This is a genomic window from Paenibacillus sp. FSL H8-0537 (genome assembly GCF_038051995.1).
Classification (GTDB): domain Bacteria; phylum Bacillota; class Bacilli; order Paenibacillales; family Paenibacillaceae; genus Pristimantibacillus.
This window is the reverse complement of record NZ_CP150290.1, coordinates 6025483-6043159: the sequence shown is the minus strand read 5'-3', so window position 1 is coordinate 6043159 and position 17677 is coordinate 6025483. Positions and strand designations below refer to the sequence as shown.

Annotated in this window: 15 protein-coding genes; 9 read left to right on the top strand and 6 right to left on the bottom strand. The window is 51.8% G+C overall.

The window, feature by feature from the left end; genetic code table 11:
- Positions 1–142 precede the first annotated feature (142 nt).
- Genes MHB80_RS25540 through MHB80_RS25530 form a run of 3 tightly spaced genes read right to left on the bottom strand, consistent with a single transcriptional unit; the run spans position 143 to position 4650 of the window.
- The gene (locus tag MHB80_RS25540; RefSeq protein ID WP_341279597.1) at positions 143–1216 is read right to left on the bottom strand and encodes a substrate-binding domain-containing protein; all 1074 of its coding nucleotides are present in this window, start codon (positions 1214–1216) and stop codon (positions 143–145) included.
- Complete coding sequence (locus MHB80_RS25535) at positions 1185–2843, bottom strand: response regulator (protein ID WP_341279596.1); 1659 nt, start codon at positions 2841–2843, stop codon at positions 1185–1187. Before MHB80_RS25535 ends, MHB80_RS25540 begins: the two co-directional genes overlap by 32 nt.
- Positions 2821–4650: a sensor histidine kinase gene (locus tag MHB80_RS25530; protein WP_341279595.1), complete on the bottom strand. Its 1830-nt coding sequence runs from the start codon at positions 4648–4650 to the stop codon at positions 2821–2823. Before MHB80_RS25530 ends, MHB80_RS25535 begins: the two co-directional genes overlap by 23 nt.
- Positions 4651–4927: 277 nt before the next feature.
- Here MHB80_RS25530 and MHB80_RS25525 point away from each other — a divergent pair, with 277 nt between their 5' ends.
- The 5 genes from MHB80_RS25525 (at position 4928) to MHB80_RS25505 (ending at position 10862) form a co-directional block, all read left to right on the top strand.
- Positions 4928–5971 (top strand): ABC transporter substrate-binding protein, encoded by a 1044-nt coding sequence (locus MHB80_RS25525; RefSeq protein ID WP_341279594.1) that lies wholly within the window; start codon positions 4928–4930, stop codon positions 5969–5971.
- A 133-nt stretch (positions 5972–6104) separates the two neighbouring features.
- Positions 6105–7625 carry a sugar ABC transporter ATP-binding protein gene (locus MHB80_RS25520; protein WP_341279593.1) on the top strand — a complete coding sequence of 507 codons (1521 nt, stop codon included), beginning with the start codon at positions 6105–6107 and terminating at the stop codon, positions 7623–7625.
- Positions 7626–7631: 6 nt separating this feature from the next.
- Positions 7632–8660 (top strand): ABC transporter permease, encoded by a 1029-nt coding sequence (locus MHB80_RS25515; protein WP_341279592.1) that lies wholly within the window; start codon positions 7632–7634, stop codon positions 8658–8660.
- Entirely contained in the window at positions 8653–9618 is a 966-nt protein-coding gene (yjfF, locus tag MHB80_RS25510; RefSeq protein WP_341279591.1) for a galactofuranose ABC transporter, permease protein YjfF, read from the top strand. Before MHB80_RS25515 ends, yjfF begins: the two co-directional genes overlap by 8 nt.
- Positions 9619–9776: 158 nt before the next feature.
- Positions 9777–10862: an ABC transporter substrate-binding protein gene (locus tag MHB80_RS25505; protein WP_341279590.1), complete on the top strand. Its 1086-nt coding sequence runs from the start codon at positions 9777–9779 to the stop codon at positions 10860–10862.
- Positions 10863–10987: 125 nt separating this feature from the next.
- On the opposite strand, the gene MHB80_RS25500 is transcribed toward MHB80_RS25505, so the two are convergent.
- Complete coding sequence (locus MHB80_RS25500; RefSeq protein ID WP_341279589.1) at positions 10988–11401, bottom strand: chemotaxis protein CheW; 414 nt, start codon at positions 11399–11401, stop codon at positions 10988–10990.
- A gap of 194 nt (positions 11402–11595) precedes the next feature.
- Here MHB80_RS25500 and MHB80_RS25495 point away from each other — a divergent pair, with 194 nt between their 5' ends.
- The gene (locus MHB80_RS25495) at positions 11596–12237 is read left to right on the top strand and encodes an NAD(P)-dependent oxidoreductase (protein WP_341279588.1); all 642 of its coding nucleotides are present in this window, start codon (positions 11596–11598) and stop codon (positions 12235–12237) included.
- 111 nt (positions 12238–12348) lie between these two features.
- On the opposite strand, the gene MHB80_RS25490 is transcribed toward MHB80_RS25495, so the two are convergent.
- Positions 12349–12585 (bottom strand): hypothetical protein, encoded by a 237-nt coding sequence (locus tag MHB80_RS25490; RefSeq protein WP_338553137.1) that lies wholly within the window; start codon positions 12583–12585, stop codon positions 12349–12351.
- 111 nt (positions 12586–12696) lie between these two features.
- Positions 12697–13581, bottom strand: a complete 885-nt coding sequence (locus MHB80_RS25485) for a YihY/virulence factor BrkB family protein (protein ID WP_341279587.1) — start codon at positions 13579–13581, stop codon at positions 12697–12699.
- 183 nt (positions 13582–13764) lie between these two features.
- Here MHB80_RS25485 and MHB80_RS25480 point away from each other — a divergent pair, with 183 nt between their 5' ends.
- The 3 genes from MHB80_RS25480 to MHB80_RS25470 all read left to right on the top strand — a co-directional run bounded on the left by MHB80_RS25480 (position 13765) and on the right by MHB80_RS25470 (position 17579).
- On the top strand, positions 13765–14034 hold the full coding sequence (locus MHB80_RS25480; protein ID WP_341279586.1) for a hypothetical protein: 270 nt from the start codon (positions 13765–13767) through the stop codon (positions 14032–14034).
- Positions 14035–14211: 177 nt separating this feature from the next.
- Entirely contained in the window at positions 14212–15957 is a 1746-nt protein-coding gene (locus MHB80_RS25475) for a histidine kinase (RefSeq protein WP_341279585.1), read from the top strand.
- Positions 15954–17579, top strand: coding sequence for a helix-turn-helix domain-containing protein (locus MHB80_RS25470; protein ID WP_341279584.1), 1626 nt, complete (start codon positions 15954–15956; stop codon positions 17577–17579). The genes MHB80_RS25475 and MHB80_RS25470 overlap by 4 nt, the downstream gene beginning before the upstream one ends.
- Positions 17580–17677 lie beyond the last annotated feature (98 nt).

The following is a 17677-nucleotide window of genomic DNA, read 5'->3' as shown; positions in this document are numbered from 1 at the left end:
TACACATTATAGCACAGGAGGTCGCCATTCTCTTACTTGGCTGCTAGAGGGAAAAGAGGGGAAGAACTCAGTGTGCGCGAAAATAAACAACGCCCCTTAGAAAGAGCATTGGAGACCTATGAAGGCTCACCAGTGCTATTTTCTAGGGGGCATTTAAAAGGGGGATGTCTTCCTGCGTAATCTCTAGCGTACCTGTATCGTCAAATAGAGGAAGCGTCTCGCCTGCGAACGCTTGCAGCAGCCGCTCGATAATGCGTGTGCCCCACAATTGTTCATTTTGCGATAGCGACGCTGTAATTTGCCCATTGTGAATGGCTTCTTGGATTTCCGGCATCATGCCGAAGGTTAGGGAATAGCGGTTTAGACCCTGCGCTTTCCAGACGAGCACCGAGGCGGAGCCGGAGAGGGCATCCATCGATACGAGCGCGTCAAAATGTGGGTGGTCGTCGATCATTTTTTCCAGCTGCGCCAAAGCGCGGGTTTCGTTGCCTTCGTTATACTGCACTTCGAGCACTTGAATGTCGGTCTGCTCGTTAATATAGGTCAGCATGCCTTCTAGGCGCTCGCTTAAGCTTTTCATCCGCGTCATCCCGTTCTCGACAATAACCATTCCCCGCCCGCCTAGCAGCTCGGACAGCATATGCCCCATCTGGGCACCCGCAGCAGCATGATCCGTTCCGATGAACGCAGCGCGCTTGCTGCTTGGTGAATCGGATTCAAAGCAAATGACCGTAATGCCCGCCTGTACGGCTTTGTTAATGACAGGCACGAGCGCTTCCGCATCAATCGGATCAAGCGCTATGCCGTCTACCTGCGAGGCAATCATCGTCTCCATCATGCGGATCTGCTGCTCCAGATTCGCTTCATCCGGCGCTTTCACAATAAGCTGCACGCCGCGCAGAGCTGCTGCTGCTTTAGCGGATTCCGTCACCGTCTCATAATACGGATGCGCCATCGGATATATAATGCCAAAGGTGGCGATGTCGGGTGCTGCTGTTGAAGCAGTTGATGCGGTTGATGCAAAAGGGGTGGATGATGGCGAGCCGCTATCCCAGTTGCTCGATGAGACGCTGCGGATATCTTCCGCTGCTTCATCATTTGTACAGCCTGTCATTAGCAAGGTGAGCACCAGCAGGGCTGTAAGCAAAGCAGCGAGCAAGGCCCTTCTTCGTAAAGCAGCCCGTCTATGGAAGAACAATGCCGCTAGTGCTTGCATGGTGATACACTCCTCCTGCAGCGGGCGAGCTGCCACCTTGTTCTTGCTGCTTGCGAAACTGCGTTGTCGTCATGCCGGTTACCCGCTTGAACAAATTAGAAAAATAATGTGCATCATTATAGCCGACCTGATGGGCGATTTCATACGACTTTGCATTCGACGCCTGCAGCAGCTCCATCGCTTTGCGGATGCGCGTGTGGGTTAGAAATTCAATAAAGGTCTGGCCCGTCTCTTGGCTGAACACTTTGCTAAGATGGCTGGGGCTGACGCGCACATGCTCCGCCGCATCATTCAGCGACAAATGATCATCGCCATAATGCTTCAAAATATAGTCCTTTACCTGGCTCAGCATCTCGGCGTACTTATCCGCGGCGCCAGCGCGCCATTGCCAGAACTGCGCCAGCAGCGTTTGGAGATAGCAGCAGGCATCCTCTTGGCTGCGGACCTCGCTCATTGCCAGCTGCAGCTTATCCAGCTGCTCCTTCGGCATATCCGGATTCCGCTGAATGGATTTGGCAATATGAACAGCTTCAATCGTCAGATCATTAAGCAAATAATAGCCGTAAAAGGCACCGCGCCAGTCCAGCTGCTGAAGTCCTGCCGCGAAGCTGGCGACGAAAGCCTCCGTCTTGGCGGGCGTGCCGAGCTTGAGAAAGTCGATGAAGCGCTGGCGCTGGGCGACCACCGATTGCTCGGATAAGCCGGAGGCGGCATCGCGCAGCGCCTTGCGGTTTTGCCCGGAGAGCCTGCGCCAATGCTTGTCATCCTCCGCCTCCAAATAGGAGGAGTGGATACCTTGCAGGCGATCCTGAATGCTGCCGATGCCGACGGCTATCGTGCAGCTGGCACTTCGCTCCGCCTGCTCCTTCCAGCTGGAGGCGAAGCGCGCCAGCACCTCTTGCAGCTGCGGCAGCGAATCGCTCTTGAGCAGCCAGATCGTCTCCGTCTGGCTGCGCTTATAGGAGAGCGCTCCCGGCAGGAGGGAGCTGATCGCTTCGTGCAGCAGCAGCTCCGTCTGCTGCTGGGTCGCTAAATCAACGCTGACGGAGCCTTCCGAGCAGCGAATGTCCGAGATGGCGGCTGCGTAATAGCTTGCCGTCAGTCCAATCGAAAGCGAGCCGGCCTGATGGATGGCTTCCGCTGTTGTAATAAAGCCGCTGCATAAATCGCTGAGCAGCTTATGCCGCATCTGTTCTGCGCTTCCGCCCTGAGCGAGCTGCTTCTTCTCCAGCAGCTCACGCTCATAGCGCTCGCGGTCAATGCTGCGGCTGACGTCATTCAGCGTCCGCACGATATCGGCAGCACTGACCGGCTTGAGGCAATATTCTTCTACGCCGACTCGCAGTGCCGCGCGGGCATATTCAAATTCGTCATGCCCGCTGAGAATAATGATTTTGATATCCGGCATCCGTTCGCGGACGATGGCGCTCAGCTCCAAGCCATCCATAAACGGCATCTTGATATCGGTAATGAGGATATCTGGCTGGCGCTGCTCAATAAGCGGCAGCGCCAGCTCGCCATCAGAGGCGTCCCCGCAAAATATAAAGCCCTCTTGCTCCCAATTGATACAGTCCCGAATGCTTTCCCTGACTAGAATTTCGTCGTCAACGAGCATAACCTTTTTCATTCGGCTTCATCCTCTCCATTGGAATGCGGATCGTAACCTTTGTTCCAAGCTGGTCTTCGCTTTCTACGATAACGGTATAGGCTTCCCCATAATAGAGGCGCAGCCGCTGCTGGACATTATGGAGGCCGAAGCCGCCGGATACCTCCGAGCCCGTTTCCTCGGGAATATGCTGCATGCGGAGCGCCTCACGCAGCTCGGCAAGACGCTCCGGCTTCATGCCGATGCCATTGTCTTCAATTATTAAATATAAGTCCGAATCTTGGCTGGCATAAGCATTTATGCGGATTAAACCTTTACCGCGTTTATTTTTAATGCCGTGATATAAGGCATTTTCAACGATGGGCTGGAGCGTCATTTTCAAAATCGGCAAATCCTTCAGCTCCTCCGGCACATCCAGCTCATAGTCCAAAATGTCGCGGTAGCGCATCTGCTGGATGATCAAATAGCTTTGCACATGCTCCAGCTCATCCTTGAGGGCAATCCAGTCCCGCCCCCGATTGAGGCTGATGCGGAAAAAGCGGGACAGCGCCTGCACCAGCTGGATAACCTGCCCGCTGCGTCCGGCTTCCGCCATCCACACGATGGAATCGAGCGTATTATAGAGAAAATGCGGATTAATTTGCGCTTGCAGCGTCCGCAGCTCGGCCTTCTGCAGATGCTCCTGCTCCTCAATGCTTTGCATGAGCAGCCTCTTGATTTTCTCCAGCATAATGTTGAAGCTGTTGCCTAAATCGGCAATTTCGTCATGGCCGCTTGGCTGCACCTTGACCTCGAGAAAACCGCCGGCTGCCAGCCGCATCTTGCTCTTCAGCAGTTGGATCGGCCGCGTCAGGCGGGCTGTAATGAAATAATGCAGCGTAATCGCAAACACGATGCTGAGCAGCACGCTAATAATGATCAGTTGGCGAATTTCATTCGCCTCGGCGACAATCTCCTGCAGCGGCACGGAGCCGACGATTTTCCAGCCTGTGGTGGACGAGGTTGTGAAGGCGACGAACTTCGGCCTGCCGTTGCTGTAATCCACATAGCTGTTATGCTCTAAAGCGAGCTGTGCGCTGAGATCAGCAGGCGGCTGGGCCTTCGCTACACTCGTCATGGCCGAGGGGAGGAAGATGGGATTGCCTGCTTGGTCGAGCACATACACGTAGCCGCTTTCGCCAAGCGTAATATTTTCACAGTAACGCTCAATGATCGAATCATCTAAATCGATGACGATAAAGCCGATTACCTCGTGGGTAATTTGCTGCTTGACCGTTGCCATGATAGAGATGACGTTATGCTGCGAATAATGAAAGCCGTCGAGACGGTCAAGCGGCGAGGCATCCGGCGGGGGAATGTTCAATACCTCATCCGGATGGTTAAGCAAATATTGAAAATGCGGGTTTCGCAGCGGATTCCTGTCCAGCTGGAACACGCCTTTGCGCTCGCTTAAGCCCCGTCCATACAGATTGACGACCGTAATGTTGAGTACGCTTTCATATTTATACGTTTCCCGATACAAATTCATCGTTTGAATAATGGCTTTGGCATCCTCATACGTATCCGTTTGCGAAAATAAATAATGCAGCACCTGCGGATTGTTTTCCAGCTCCAGCAGCCTGCCCGTATCCTCCAGCAGCGCATCAATGTCATTGCCAAGTTGGCCTACAACGAGCATCGTCGCCGCTTTGCTGTGATCAGATACCGCATTGTACGATTTCTGATAGGATATCAGGCCAACCGCGATCAGCGGAACGGAGGTCAAAATAATGAACATCATCAGCAGCTTGGCCCGAAGGCTTGAGAAAATCCAGCGCATCAGCTTCATAGGTTTATAGGAACCTTTCAAATTGGAAATGAATGCGATTTCAATACTGTCCAACCTTCACTATACCAAATTGTCGTTAACCTCGCTACGCACAGATGTTCGATTGACTAAATTTCCACCTTTCGCACAAAAAATCAAACCATTTGCCGATCTTGCTGAAAAATTACCCAAAAAATCAAATCGAAAGGCTATCGAACTCCGTATCCTGACCTTTTGTAAGCGTTCTATAATGAGGGCACGCCAAACGTTGGTGAATGACAGGGGAGGTAATACAAAGATGAAAAAAGCAGGAAAACTAGGCATGTCGCTTCTGATGGCGACGATGTTGCTCGTCACATCCGCTTGCGGCAATAGTGGAACGAATACGGCAGGTGCAGGCAATACTGGAGGGACAAGTGCTCCGGCAGCGGCGAGCAGTGAGCCAGCGGCAGCGCCAGCAGACAAAAAAGTAACGCTCGGCTTCGCACAGGTTGGTGCTGAAAGCGGCTGGCGTACAGCGAATACGAATTCCATTAAGGAATCGGCTACAGCAGCGGGTTACGATTTGAAGTTTTCCGATGCTCAGCAAAAACAAGAAAATCAAATTAAAGCGATCCGTTCCTACATTCAGCAAAAGGTAGACGTTATCGCATTTTCTCCAGTCGTAGAATCTGGCTGGGATACGGTATTAAAAGAAGCGAAGGATGCGGGTATTCCGGTCATCTTGACAGACCGCGCTGTTGATTCGGCAGATACTTCGCTGTACCAAACGTTTATTGGCTCCGACTTCGTTGAAGAGGGCCGCCGTGCTGGACAATGGCTCGTTGATAAATACAAGGATTCGACTGAAGAAATCAACATTGTTGAGCTGCAAGGCACAACAGGCTCGGCACCAGCGATCGATCGCAAAACAGGCTTTGAGGAAATCATCAAGGGCAATGCCAACCTGAAGGTTATCGCTTCACAAACGGGTGATTTCACTCGTGCGAAGGGCAATGAGGTTATGCAATCGTTCTTAAAAGCGAATAAAAAAATCGATGTTCTCTATGCTCACAATGATGACATGGCGCTGGGCGCGATTCAAGCGATTGAAGCAGCAGGCCTTAAGCCGGGCGAGGACATTATCATCATATCCATCGATGGCGTCAAAGACGGTTTCGTTGCAGCAAGCGAAGGCAAAATCAACTTTATCGTCGAATGCAATCCACTGCTCGGACCGCAATTGATGCAGGCGGTACAGGATGTGCTTGACGGCAAGACGATTGAGAAGCGTATCGTAACCGAGGAAGGCGTCTTTACTTCGGAGCAAGCGAAGGCTGCCCTGCCTGACCGGAAATACTAGAAGCAGCACAGAAGCCAGCGAAGGAAGCCGCGTAAGGCTGGTCTACGTACCAGGCGGACGGCTTCCTTTTTTATCGCTTACACATAAGCGAATAGGAGCATAGGCAAAATTCAAAACCAAAGGGGAGAAGAAGATGGAGCGGGAACGCGAACCTATCCTGCAAATGAGCAATATCCATAAAGGCTTTCCAGGCGTAAAAGCTTTATCCGGCGTCAGCTTTCGCCTCTTTCCCGGCGAGATCCATGCGCTGATGGGCGAAAATGGTGCAGGAAAGTCTACCTTGATTAAAGTGCTGACAGGTGTTTACTCCATTGATCAAGGCACGGTAGAGCTTGCGCGTCAGCGTATGGCCATCGACAGCCCTCAGTCGGCGCAAACGGCTGGCATTAGTACGGTTTATCAGGAAGTGAATCTATGTCCGAATTTGACAGTTGCTGAAAATATTTTTATCGGCCGCGAGCCGCGGCGTTTTGGCCGTATTTTGTGGAAAGAGATGAATGCGGCAGCCGAGGAGCTGCTGCTTACCCGCTTGCAAATTCGTTTGGATGTAAAGCTGCCGTTATCGGCCTATTCTGTCGCGATTCAGCAGCTTGTTGCTATTGGGCGGGCGCTGAATATTTCGGCGAAGGTGCTCATTTTGGATGAGCCGACGTCAAGCCTTGACCGCAATGAAGTGAAGCAGCTGTTCGAGGTGATGAACAAGTTGAAGGCAGAAGGGCTGGCCATTTTGTTCGTCACGCATTTTCTGGATCAGGTGTATGAGGTGTCCGATCGAATAACCATTCTCCGTGGCGGAGAATTTGTAGGGGAGTATTTGGCGAAGGAGCTTCCCCGGATAGAGCTCGTATCGAAAATGATCGGCAAGGAGCTGGAGCAGCTCGATGCGCTGCCGCGTGAGAAAGAGGCGGCACCCGCTGCTGAGCATTCGAAGGATCTGGTTATCGAAGCGAAGGCTCTGGGCCGCAAAGGGGCCATTGAGCCGTTCGACCTGACTATTCGCAAGGGCGAGGTTGTTGGTCTTGCAGGCCTGCTCGGCTCAGGAAGGACGGAGCTTGCGCGGCTATTCTTTGGCGCAGATCGGCCTGATAATGGCGCGCTGCGGGTGAATGGAGTGAAGGAAGGCATCGCTTCTCCTCGCGAGGCGATTGATCAGGGAATTGCCTTCTGCCCGGAAAACCGCAAAACAGAAGGCATTATCGACGAGCTGACGGTTCGTGAAAATATGATTCTCGCCCTGCAGGCGACGCGCGGCTGGTTTCGCGCCATTCCCCGCAAGCGCCAGGATGAGTTTGCTGACGAATATATCAAGGCGCTCAATATTAATCCGCCTAACCCGGAGCAGCTGATTAAGAACCTTAGCGGCGGCAATCAGCAGAAGGTCATTCTTGGACGCTGGCTGCTGACGCAGCCGAAGCTGCTCATCCTTGATGAGCCGACGCGCGGTATTGATGTTGGCGCAAAGGCGGAAATCCAGAAGCTTGTGCTGAAGCTGTCGGGTGAAGGCATGTCGGTGCTGTTCGTCTCCTCGGAGCTGGAGGAGGTGCTGCGGGTCAGCGACAGGATCGCGGTGCTGCGAGACCATGTAGTAGTCAAGGAAATAGCAGAAGATGAAATGAGCCAGCAGCAGCTTATGCAGGCCATGGCAGGGGAGTGAGCAAGCATGGTGAAACATCATTTATTTTGGCCGCTGGTCATGCTGGGGGCGCTGTTATTATTTAATTTGATTTATGAGCCGGAATTTTTCTCCGTGCAAATGCGGGCAGGCAAGCTGTACGGCAGCTTGATTGATATTTTGAATTTTGGCGCGCCGCTTATTCTCGTCGCTATCGGCATGACGCTCGTTATTGCCACGAAGGGCATCGACCTATCGGTCGGCTCGATCGTGGCTATCGCAGGCGCCATGGCCTGCATGATGCTCAGCCAAGGCACGGATCAGAACATGTTGGGCCTCGTGCTCAGCGCGATCGGCATTGCTCTAGTGCTGGCGCTAGTGCTGGGCTTATGGAACGGCATGCTTGTGGCAGTCTTCGGCATTCAGCCGATTATTGCCACGCTCATTTTAATGGTTGCTGGGCGCGGAGTTGCCCAGCTCATTACAGGCGGGCAGATTATTACCGTATCAAGCAGCTCCTATAAGTTCATCGGCGCAGGCTCGCTGCTCACGCTGCCCTTCTCCATCTTTATCGCTGGCGGAGTGCTGCTGATTGCAGCGCTGCTGACGCGCAAAACCGCCCTCGGCCTGTTCATCGAGTCCGTTGGCTGCAACCCCGAAGCGAGCCGCCTGGCCGGCATTCGCTCCCGAGTCGTCATGATCGCCGTTTATATGTTTTGCGGCTTATGTGCGGGCATAGCCGGTTTGCTGCTCAGCGCCAATGTATCCAGCGCCGACGGCAACAACGCCGGGCTGTGGTATGAGCTTGACGCGATTCTTGCCGTCGTCATCGGGGGCACCTCGCTCAACGGCGGACGCTTTTATTTACTCGGCACGGTTGTTGGCGCGCTCATTATTCAGACGCTGACGACGACGATCTACATGATCGGCGTTCCGCCGGAAATAACGCTTGTAGTCAAAGCGTTTGTCGTGCTGCTCGTCTGCCTTATTCAGTCGGAGACGTTCCGCAAGACGCTGGCACATCGCTTCAAGACACGCCGCTATCCGGCAGAGAGTGAGGTTAAACGCCATGCTTAAAAGGCAGTATATCCCAATCGTGGTGACAGCCGCGCTGCTTGCTTTGATGTTTGCGGCAGGCTCGTTCCGCTACACCGGCTTTTTCTCGCTGCAGGTGCTGCTCAATCTGCTCATTGACAACGCCTTTCTGATTATCGTTGCGGTCGGCATGACCTTCGTCATCGTTTCCGGCGGCATTGACCTGTCGGTCGGCTCGGTCATTGCGCTGACGACGATGATTTCGGCGAGCCTCGTCCAGCAGCAAGGCTGGCCGCCTGCCGTCGTCATTCCGCTTGTGCTCGTGCTGGGCGCAGCCTTCGGCTGGCTGATGGGAGCGATCATCCATTATTTTAAAATCCAGCCGTTCATCGTCACGCTCGCCGGCATGTTTCTGGCCCGGGGGCTGTGCTACGTCATTAGCATCAATACGATTACGATTGATCACCCATTTTATACGAGCATGGCGCAGACGAAAATCAATCTGCCGGGCGGCTTTTTCATCTCCATCAGCGTCATTATCGCATTGGTTGTGGTAGCCGCAGCGATTTATTTGGCCCATTATACCCGCTTCGGACGCAATACGTATGCGCTTGGCGGCAGCGAATCCTCCGCGCTGTTAATGGGGCTGCCCGTAGCCCGCACGAAAATTCTCGTCTATACCTTTAGCGGACTTTGCTCTGCCCTTGCAGGCGTCGTCTTTACGTTCTATATGCTGTCAGGCTACGGCTTGCATGCGGTCGGACTGGAACTGGATGCCATCGCTGCGGTCGTCATTGGCGGTACACTGCTGACAGGCGGCGTCGGCTATATTCTCGGAACCTTTTTCGGCGTATTGATTCAAGGGGTTATCCAAACGATTATCAGCTTTGAAGGCACGCTCAGCTCCTGGTGGACCAAGATTGTCATCGGCCTGCTGCTGCTGCTGTTCATCGTCCTGCAGCGTCTGCTCAGTGCAAGGCGGCAAATGCAAAAAGCTTAATAGATTGCGGTTCAGGGGTGCAGCGCAACGATTCGACGTTGTTCGCGGCACCCCATGAGTCGTTACGACGATGACAAAGTGCTCCGTATCCATTACAATACGATCAGTAAGCTGGAAGGGCATAGACGCTTTTACTGGCTGAACCGGAGGGTAGCCCTATGCGAAGACAAGCTGTATTTGTGAAAATAATTTATGCAATCGCTTTCTTGATGCTTCTGAGCAGCTGCCAGCTTACGGCCCCTGCTCCTTCATCATCGGGAATAGACCAAGCTCTGCACAACGAATCGGGTGTAGGTAAGGGCAAGATAGCAGGAGACGGAACGCTGCCCGAGGCAACAGGAATCGAGCTGCTGCAGCCAGTGAGGCCGATTGTTCTTGGTTTCTCTCAGCTCGGTTCAGAGAGCGAATGGCGAATGGCCAACACCAATTCGGTCAAAGAGGCGGCAAAAGAGGCCGGAATCGAGCTCTTGTTCGAAAATGCGGAGCAATCACAGGAAAAGCAGTTTGAGGCGATCCGATCCTTCATTAGGCAGAAGGTCGACGTCATTGCCGTTGCTCCGGTTGTGCATTCGGGCTGGGATGAGATTTTAACCGAGGTGAAGCAGGCGGGTATTCCGCTCATTATAGCCGACCGTTCAGTCGATGTGGGCGATTCCTCGCTTTATGTGACGCATATTGGGGCGGACTTATATGAGGAGGGGCGCAAGGCGGGCAAATATTTGGTCGATAAAATGCGGGATGCTGTGGAGACAATCCAAATCGTCGAGCTGCGAGGAACGGAAGGCTCATCCCCCTCGATCCAGCGTGGACAAGGGTTTCGGGATATTGTGCTGAAGCAGCCAAATTATAAAATCATGGCCAGCGTCGACGCTGATTTTACTTTTGAACGGGGCAAGGAAGTGATGGGCACACTGCTTGAACAATATGGCGATGAAATGGATGTGCTGTTTGCCCAAAACGACGATATGGCGCTTGGCGCAATTGAAGCGATTGAGGAATATGGACTGCGGCCGGGCGTGGATATTGTCATTATTTCAGTGGATGGGACGCGGCGGGCGTTCATGAAGCTGGCGGAAGGCAAAATCAACTGCATTGTCGAATGCAACCCGCTGCTTGGCCCGAATATCATGCAGGCGGTGCAGGAGCTCGTTGCCGGGCGCACGCTGCCGAAACGAATCGTGCCGCAGGAAAGCGTCTATACGGAGCAAATGGCGAAGAAGGAAATCCCGTTTCGGAAGTACTAAGTGCAGCTTTGATGGTGAAAGAATCACCTTGCATCCCCCATCTCTCATCCATCAACGATCATACACAGCACAAGGCAGTTCCCGTCAGCGTAGAAGCTGCATGGAAACTGCCTTGTGTCGTTTCACTATATGGTTTTGGTAGAAGCGAGGAACAGCGTTACATGCAGGATCGGAATTACCCGGTTATCCAGCCTGAAAGCTTGGTGGAAAATGTCCTTCTCTGAAGAATCCGGCACACGCTCAATGTCTGTTTCTTCAATGGAGGCCGTATTTTCGATATCATCGACGAGCAGTGCTACTTTGGCTTGCCTGAGCAAAATAATTTTTTGATAGCTGCCTTGGGCCTGTCCAAACAGATTAAATTTTTTGCGCAAGTTAATAATGGTGTAGAGGCCGCCACGAATGTTGGCCACGCCACCATGCCACGGCTCGGCGAAAGGAAGTGGTGTTCCTTCTACGGCTGCTTGAATCTCATCAATTTCCGAAAAATGGACAGCAAAAGGTTTGTTGGCCACGTTGAAAATAATAAAGTCGCTCATTAGAGATGGTCTCCTTGCCGTGTTTGGTATGCTTCGAGCAATTCCTATCTCCATTATATTATATCGTTCGACACGCTGCATATAGCTTTCAAAATAATGATTTGACATTGCAAGCAACTTGTAACTATAATAGTTACATTAAGTAGGTCGCTTTTCTACTAACAAACCTTATTTATACTCAGGAGGAATAGACAATGAAAATAGCAGTTATTGGCGCGACAGGTAAAGCAGGTAGCTTGATCATTCAGGAGGCTGCAGCAAGAGGCCATGAGGTGACGGCGATCGTCAGAACGGCATCGAAGTTTGCACAATCTAATGCAGCTGTATTGGAGAAGGATGCATTCAAGCTTACAGCTGAGGATTTGAAAGCCTTTGACATCGTAGTCAACGCATTCGGCGCACCGCAAGGCGAGGAAACGAAGCATGTGGAGCTAGGCAAAGTGCTGATTGAAGCGCTCCAAGGCGCACCGGAAACTCGTTTGATTGTAGTCGGCGGAGCAGGCAGCCTCTTTGTGGATGAAGCGAAGACGACGCGTTTGTTCGAAACGGAGCATTTCCCTAAAGAATATTATGCAACAGCCTTCAACCAAGGCAGCAACTTGAATGACCTTCAAGGCTCGACTGGCATCAAATGGACCTTCGTTAGCCCGGCTGCCTTTTTCAACCCAGACGGCAAACGTACAGGCTCTTACACGAAAGGCAAAGACAATTTCTTCTTTAACGCAAAAGGCGACAGCTACATCAGCTACGCCGACTATGCCATTGCCATTGTGGACGAGGCGGAGCAAGCTAACCATGTGAATGAGCGTTTCGCAGTCGTAGCGGAAGCGGAGTAAGCAAGAGGGGTTATAGTCAAAAACAACCGACAAGGGCAAGATTCATCTCATCATGAATCTTGCCCTTGTTAACGTTCTAGTGGCCTGCAGGTGGGGTGTTCTGTCGATGCACTAAGCAAGCTGAACTCGTTTGCCATTCGTCGATGAAGGCAGCAGCGAATAAACGTTTTGCAGGAAAAAAACGCTTGGGCTAAGCTTGAAGCTGGAGCCTTTGAACGTGCAGCGATCATAGTTGAAATGCAGGGACGATATTGTAATGGTGCAGTTGTTGAAAGTGCAGCCAATGTAGTGGTTGCCGTCTAAAAGTATTTCTTCCCCATCAAAGCGTTTGTTTATAATATATTCCATCCTATATTCCTCCTCGAAATGTATATCGAATTACTTTTATTTACCCGAGCAAACAGATATGAAACAGGCATTTCGTGCCATTGACTATTTAGATAGGAACAAGCACTTTTTTTATTTGACGAAAAAGGAGCCTGTCCGGTTGTGCGGCGGGCGCTCTTGCACACTGGGCTTAGCTGGGCGTGGACGGGCCAGCGAAGCATTCATTTCCCCGCCTAATATAATGATATGAGACGTAATGAATAACCAGACCAGCAAAATAATAATGCCGCCAATACTTCCGTAGGTTTTGGAGTAGCTGCCGAAATTATTAATGTAAAACTGAAACAGCATCGAGGCTGCGACCCAGCCGAAGGTTGTAAACAGGACACCAGGGATCACCTCCCGCAGCCGCAGCTTGCGGTTAGGGGCGATCCAATACAGGATGGTAAATACGAGAAGCATAGCAGTGAGCGGAATCGCATATTTCAGCAAATTCCATACCCACTCGCTTTCACTCGGCACATGAAGCAGGTCGAATAAGTAGCTGCTGATCGTCTTGCCGAATACAAGCATAAGCATGACGAGCGTAATGACAAGGCCAAGCACGAGCGTGGCGATCAGCGCAATGCCGCGGATTTTCCAGAAGGGGCGGCTTTCCTGCTCCTCATAGGCGGTATTCAGACCTTTAATAATCGCATTCATGCCATTGGACGCCGACCAGATCGTCGCGAGCATCCCGAACGACAGCAGTGCCCCATTGCTGCCCTGCGTAATTTCTTCAAGCACCTGGCTGATCACTGCGCCCGTCTCGGCAGGGAGCAGGCGAATGAGCTCAGGAGCGAGGCTGTCCCCCGATAACTGCACGAAGCCAAGCAGGCTGACAACAAACAGCAGAAAGGGGAAAAAGGACAAAATCAAATAAAAAGTCAGCTGCGCCGCGACGCCCGGCACATCATCATCACGGAAACGGACATACATATCGAGGAAAAATCGCATCGTCTTTGATTTAGGGGCCATGAGCAGCTGCCTCCATTCAGGATCTATTTTTTAACTAAGTTATTCATATATGGTCATCTAGTCTGGTTCATCCGCAGCACTCACAGTGGCCTATGTCATTGCTTATGCTTACCCGAACAGGCGGCAACTCAAGCGAAATGAAGCGCAGGCTATTAATCTCGCAGCAGGTACAACTTTTTCCAAATGATTATCGTCTATAGCATAAATGGGCGGACAGGAAGTGATGGTTTGGATGTTTATTTGAAGGCGAGCGTCGTTATCGCACTGCTGCTAGGGGTGGGCCTGCTGTTTATCGCTTCGTCGAAGAAGCGCTATGGCCAAGATGTGCACATGAGCGAGCGTCGAAAAACGCTGCGGCGCATCGGTGCCTGCATCGTGATCTTCACAACGCTGCTGATCGTGTTCGGCTTATTGTCCTATAACGCCGAGGAAGTGCATCAGATGGGACATTGAATATTGAAACAGTAAGGGGTTATCCGCAAGGTCGCGATTAAATAAGGCGACCCTGCGGATAACCCCTTTTATTTGTTGCGGGTCAGCCGTGGGCAAGCAGGGAAAAACGATATTATTGAAAACGCTTGCAAATAATACTATACTTTGATAAAGCGGCAGAAGAGAGAGGGGTAAGGCATGAGGTTCCGGCATCCGTTTTTTTATCGAACGCTCCGCTTTAAGCTGTTATTTGGCTTTCTGCTGCTCGTCATTCCGATTGTTTCCTTCATGATTTACAACAATTTGTATGCGATTAATGTCGTACGCAACCAGGTAGCCCAGTCCAATAAAAATTTGATCAGCCTCTATATGGGCCAAATTGACCGCAATTTGGAGGATGTGGAGAAATATCTGTTTAATATTGCGGCGATGGAGACAGGCCTGCTTGTGCTGGAGCAGCCGCGTGAGCAAAATCCCGACAGCTATTCGTTCGAGAAGATCCAGCTGAGCAACCAGTTGAGGAATGAATTGCCCAATTATAAGTCGATGGACATGTTCTTCATTTATTCGCCGGAGAACGATGATTTGATGAGCGTATTCGGCGTTGCCCCGGATTATGCCAGCCGCTCCGTGATGGAGCAGGATATTGTAGATAATATCAAGCTTGCCAAGAAGCCGCTGCAAAAGGATTGGTTCGTTCAGCATATGGCAGGCGGTGATTATTTAGCCTATGTCATTCAATACGGCGACATTTATATAGGCGCAATGGGCAATGTCGATCAGTTGATGGTTCCACTGCATTTAATTGATTTGGGTGAAAATGGCCGGGCCTTTCTGACGGATGACCGTATGAAGCCCATTATAGATACGCCGCTGGATGACGGCATCTCGATTGAGCCAAGCAGCAGCGACAATGAAGGCTACCAGCTTACGGGAAGCAACGACCAATTTATCGCAGTCGGCGAGCGCTCCTCGCGAGGCCGCTTCGGACTGGTCGCCCTCATTCCCGACAGCGTCGTGCTGGAGAAGCTTCCCTTTTTGCGCAGCATCGTCTCGCTCATCTCCTTTGGGGCCATTATCATTTTGCCGATCATTTTGCTGCTGCTGCGCAAGCTGGTGCTTGTCCCGGTCAATCGCATTATTATGGCGATGCGCCGCATCGAAGCCGGCAATCTGGATATGCGGCTCACGAAGCCGTCCTCGACATTTGAATTTGAGGTGATGAACGAATCGTTCAACCGCATGATTACGCAAATTCAGGAGCTCAAGGTTAATGTGCTGGAGGAGCAGCTGAATTACAAAAAAGCGCAGCTTAAGCATTTGCAGCTGCAAATCAATCCGCATTTTTTTCTTAACTCACTTAACATTGTTTATAATTTGGCGCAGGTGAAGGACTATCATCTCATTCAGGAAATGACCCATTGCCTGGTGCAATATTTCCGGTTTATGTTCCGCAGCAACCTGTCATTCGTGTCTCTGTCTGATGAGCTTGCCCATACGATGAATTATTTACGCATTCAGGAAATGCGCTTTCCGGGCGATCTGACCTTTGCTTTCCATACAGATGAGAGTCTCGGAAAAATACCGATTCCACCACTAGTCATTCAATCGTTCGTGGAGAATACGATTAAGCATGCGGTAAATACGGATACACAGGTTCATATTGCTGTTACCGCCCAAGCGCTTAATGATGATACGCTATATGTCCGCATTGAGGATACGGGGGAAGGTTTTCCGCCGCAGGTGCTGGCGCTGCTCCAGCGCGATATGGAGCTGAGCAATGAAGAAGGCGATCATATCGGGATTCAAAATGTGAAGCAGCGGCTGGGGCTGCTGTATCATGATGCAGCCCGCATGGCGCTTAGCGGCAGCTCCGGGCTTGGAGCAGTCGTGGAGCTGTGGCTGCCGATGCAACCAGAAGAGACAGGGGGACGACGAGAATGAGACAGCTGTTGATTGTCGATGATGAGCGGCATGCGGTGCGGGGCATTAAAGCAGGCGTCGAATGGGAGTCGCTCGGCATTTCGGTCGTGCATGAGGCGTACAATATCCGAACCGCCAAGGAAATCATGAGCGACAGCAAAATCGATGTGCTAATTTGTGATATCGAAATGCCGCAGGGCAATGGCTTCGAGCTGCTGGACTGGGTGAAAATTCATTTTCCCCAGACGGAGGCGATGTTCCTTACCTGCCATGCGGATTTCTCCTATGCGCAAAAGGCGATTCAGCTTGGCAGCTGCGATTACATGCTCAAGCCCGTTCGTTACCCCGAGCTGGCGAGCACGGTCAAGCGCGCGCTGGACAAGCTTACGAAAGCCGATCTCGACCGCGAGAAGCTGCACTTCGCAGACATGTACGAGCATTATTACCAGCTATGGGAATCGTACCAGCCGATGTTTATGGAGCGCTTCTGGCAGGACCTGCTAAGCCGCTCGATTCCTTCAACCAAGGAGGGCGTTCGCGAAGCACTGGCGAAGCATAACATTGCCTACGAGGAGCTGCCGCACTATAAGCCGGTGCTCATTAGCGTCCAGCGCTGGCATAAGGAGCTGACGCTGCGCGAAGAGAAGATTATGGAATATGCGCTGCGCAATTCCTTTGAAGAGATGATTCTAGCGAAGTCCGGGCTTGGCCGAATCATACAAGTGCGCAGCGGGGCGCTGCTTGCGCTGCTGCCTATTCGCCAGGAGGATGGAGAGCAGCTGCATGAACAGATCGATTCGTACATCGAGGCATGCAATCGTTATTTTTTCTGCGACTTGTGCTGTTATATGGGCAGCGCGGTGCCCGTGGAGGAAATATGCGAGATGTACGAGCAGCTTGCCGAGCTGGAGTCGCATAATGTGACTCGGTCAAATGAACGGCTTAGCCTAACTAATTGCAGCGTTAGCCCAGATGTCGCGCCGCTTCCGGTAATGAGCGGCTGGGCAGAGATGCTCAAGCTCGGCTGCGGAAAAGAAATGCTTGAGGAAATCGAAAAGTATTTGGACAGCGTCAAGCATACGGGTCAGGCCGATGCCCGCTGGCTGCGCAGCTTCTATGAGGATTTTCTGCAAATGGTGCATCAGGTGCTGCATGCGAAGGGACTCCGGGCGCATCAGGTGTTCTCCGCCATGGTGCTGATGAAGCGGGCGGATGCCGTCACCCGTTCCATCACCGACTTGTCGGAGTGGGTAGGGGTGCTGATCAAGGAGGTCAGCGGCAATCTGAATGTTGTGGACGAGACACAGACCGTTGTAGACAAGGTGAAGCATTATATTGCCAAGCATATGAGCGAGGATTTATCGCGTGAGGATATTGCCGGCCATGTGTGCTTGCATCCAGATTATTTGGCCCGGCTGTTCAAGAAGGACACGGGACTGACGATTTCGGAATATGTGCTGCAGGAGCGGGTAGCGCTCGCCAAGCAAATGCTGGCGAAGACAGAGCTGGCGATTACGAGCATTGCCTACGAGCTGGGCTATGGCAACTATTCGCATTTTTCAAAAATGTTCAAAAAAGCGACATCAGTCGGCCCGCAGGAATATCGCAAGCTTCAGCAAAGCGGGCAGGCTAAGGGAAGCTGATGGCCCGGTTATTTTCTTAGTCACAGAAGAAGCCCAGCAAAAACGACTATATGATCAAAGTAATTAGAGTGTGTATGCAAACTTAAGCAAGCCAGATC

Coding starts and splice junctions, on each gene's coding strand:
- MHB80_RS25540 (WP_341279597.1), bottom strand. CDS start 1,216: ATGCAAGCACTAGCGGCATTGTTCTTCCATAGACGGGCTGCTTTACGA.
- MHB80_RS25535 (WP_341279596.1), bottom strand. CDS start 2,843: ATGAAAAAGGTTATGCTCGTTGACGACGAAATTCTAGTCAGGGAAAGC.
- MHB80_RS25530 (WP_341279595.1), bottom strand. CDS start 4,650: ATGAAGCTGATGCGCTGGATTTTCTCAAGCCTTCGGGCCAAGCTGCTG.
- MHB80_RS25525 (WP_341279594.1), top strand. CDS start 4,928: ATGAAAAAAGCAGGAAAACTAGGCATGTCGCTTCTGATGGCGACGATG.
- MHB80_RS25520 (WP_341279593.1), top strand. CDS start 6,105: ATGGAGCGGGAACGCGAACCTATCCTGCAAATGAGCAATATCCATAAA.
- MHB80_RS25515 (WP_341279592.1), top strand. CDS start 7,632: ATGGTGAAACATCATTTATTTTGGCCGCTGGTCATGCTGGGGGCGCTG.
- yjfF (WP_341279591.1), top strand. CDS start 8,653: ATGCTTAAAAGGCAGTATATCCCAATCGTGGTGACAGCCGCGCTGCTT.
- MHB80_RS25505 (WP_341279590.1), top strand. CDS start 9,777: ATGCGAAGACAAGCTGTATTTGTGAAAATAATTTATGCAATCGCTTTC.
- MHB80_RS25500 (WP_341279589.1), bottom strand. CDS start 11,401: ATGAGCGACTTTATTATTTTCAACGTGGCCAACAAACCTTTTGCTGTC.
- MHB80_RS25495 (WP_341279588.1), top strand. CDS start 11,596: ATGAAAATAGCAGTTATTGGCGCGACAGGTAAAGCAGGTAGCTTGATC.
- MHB80_RS25490 (WP_338553137.1), bottom strand. CDS start 12,585: ATGGAATATATTATAAACAAACGCTTTGATGGGGAAGAAATACTTTTA.
- MHB80_RS25485 (WP_341279587.1), bottom strand. CDS start 13,581: ATGGCCCCTAAATCAAAGACGATGCGATTTTTCCTCGATATGTATGTC.
- MHB80_RS25480 (WP_341279586.1), top strand. CDS start 13,765: ATGATTATCGTCTATAGCATAAATGGGCGGACAGGAAGTGATGGTTTG.
- MHB80_RS25475 (WP_341279585.1), top strand. CDS start 14,212: ATGAGGTTCCGGCATCCGTTTTTTTATCGAACGCTCCGCTTTAAGCTG.
- MHB80_RS25470 (WP_341279584.1), top strand. CDS start 15,954: ATGAGACAGCTGTTGATTGTCGATGATGAGCGGCATGCGGTGCGGGGC.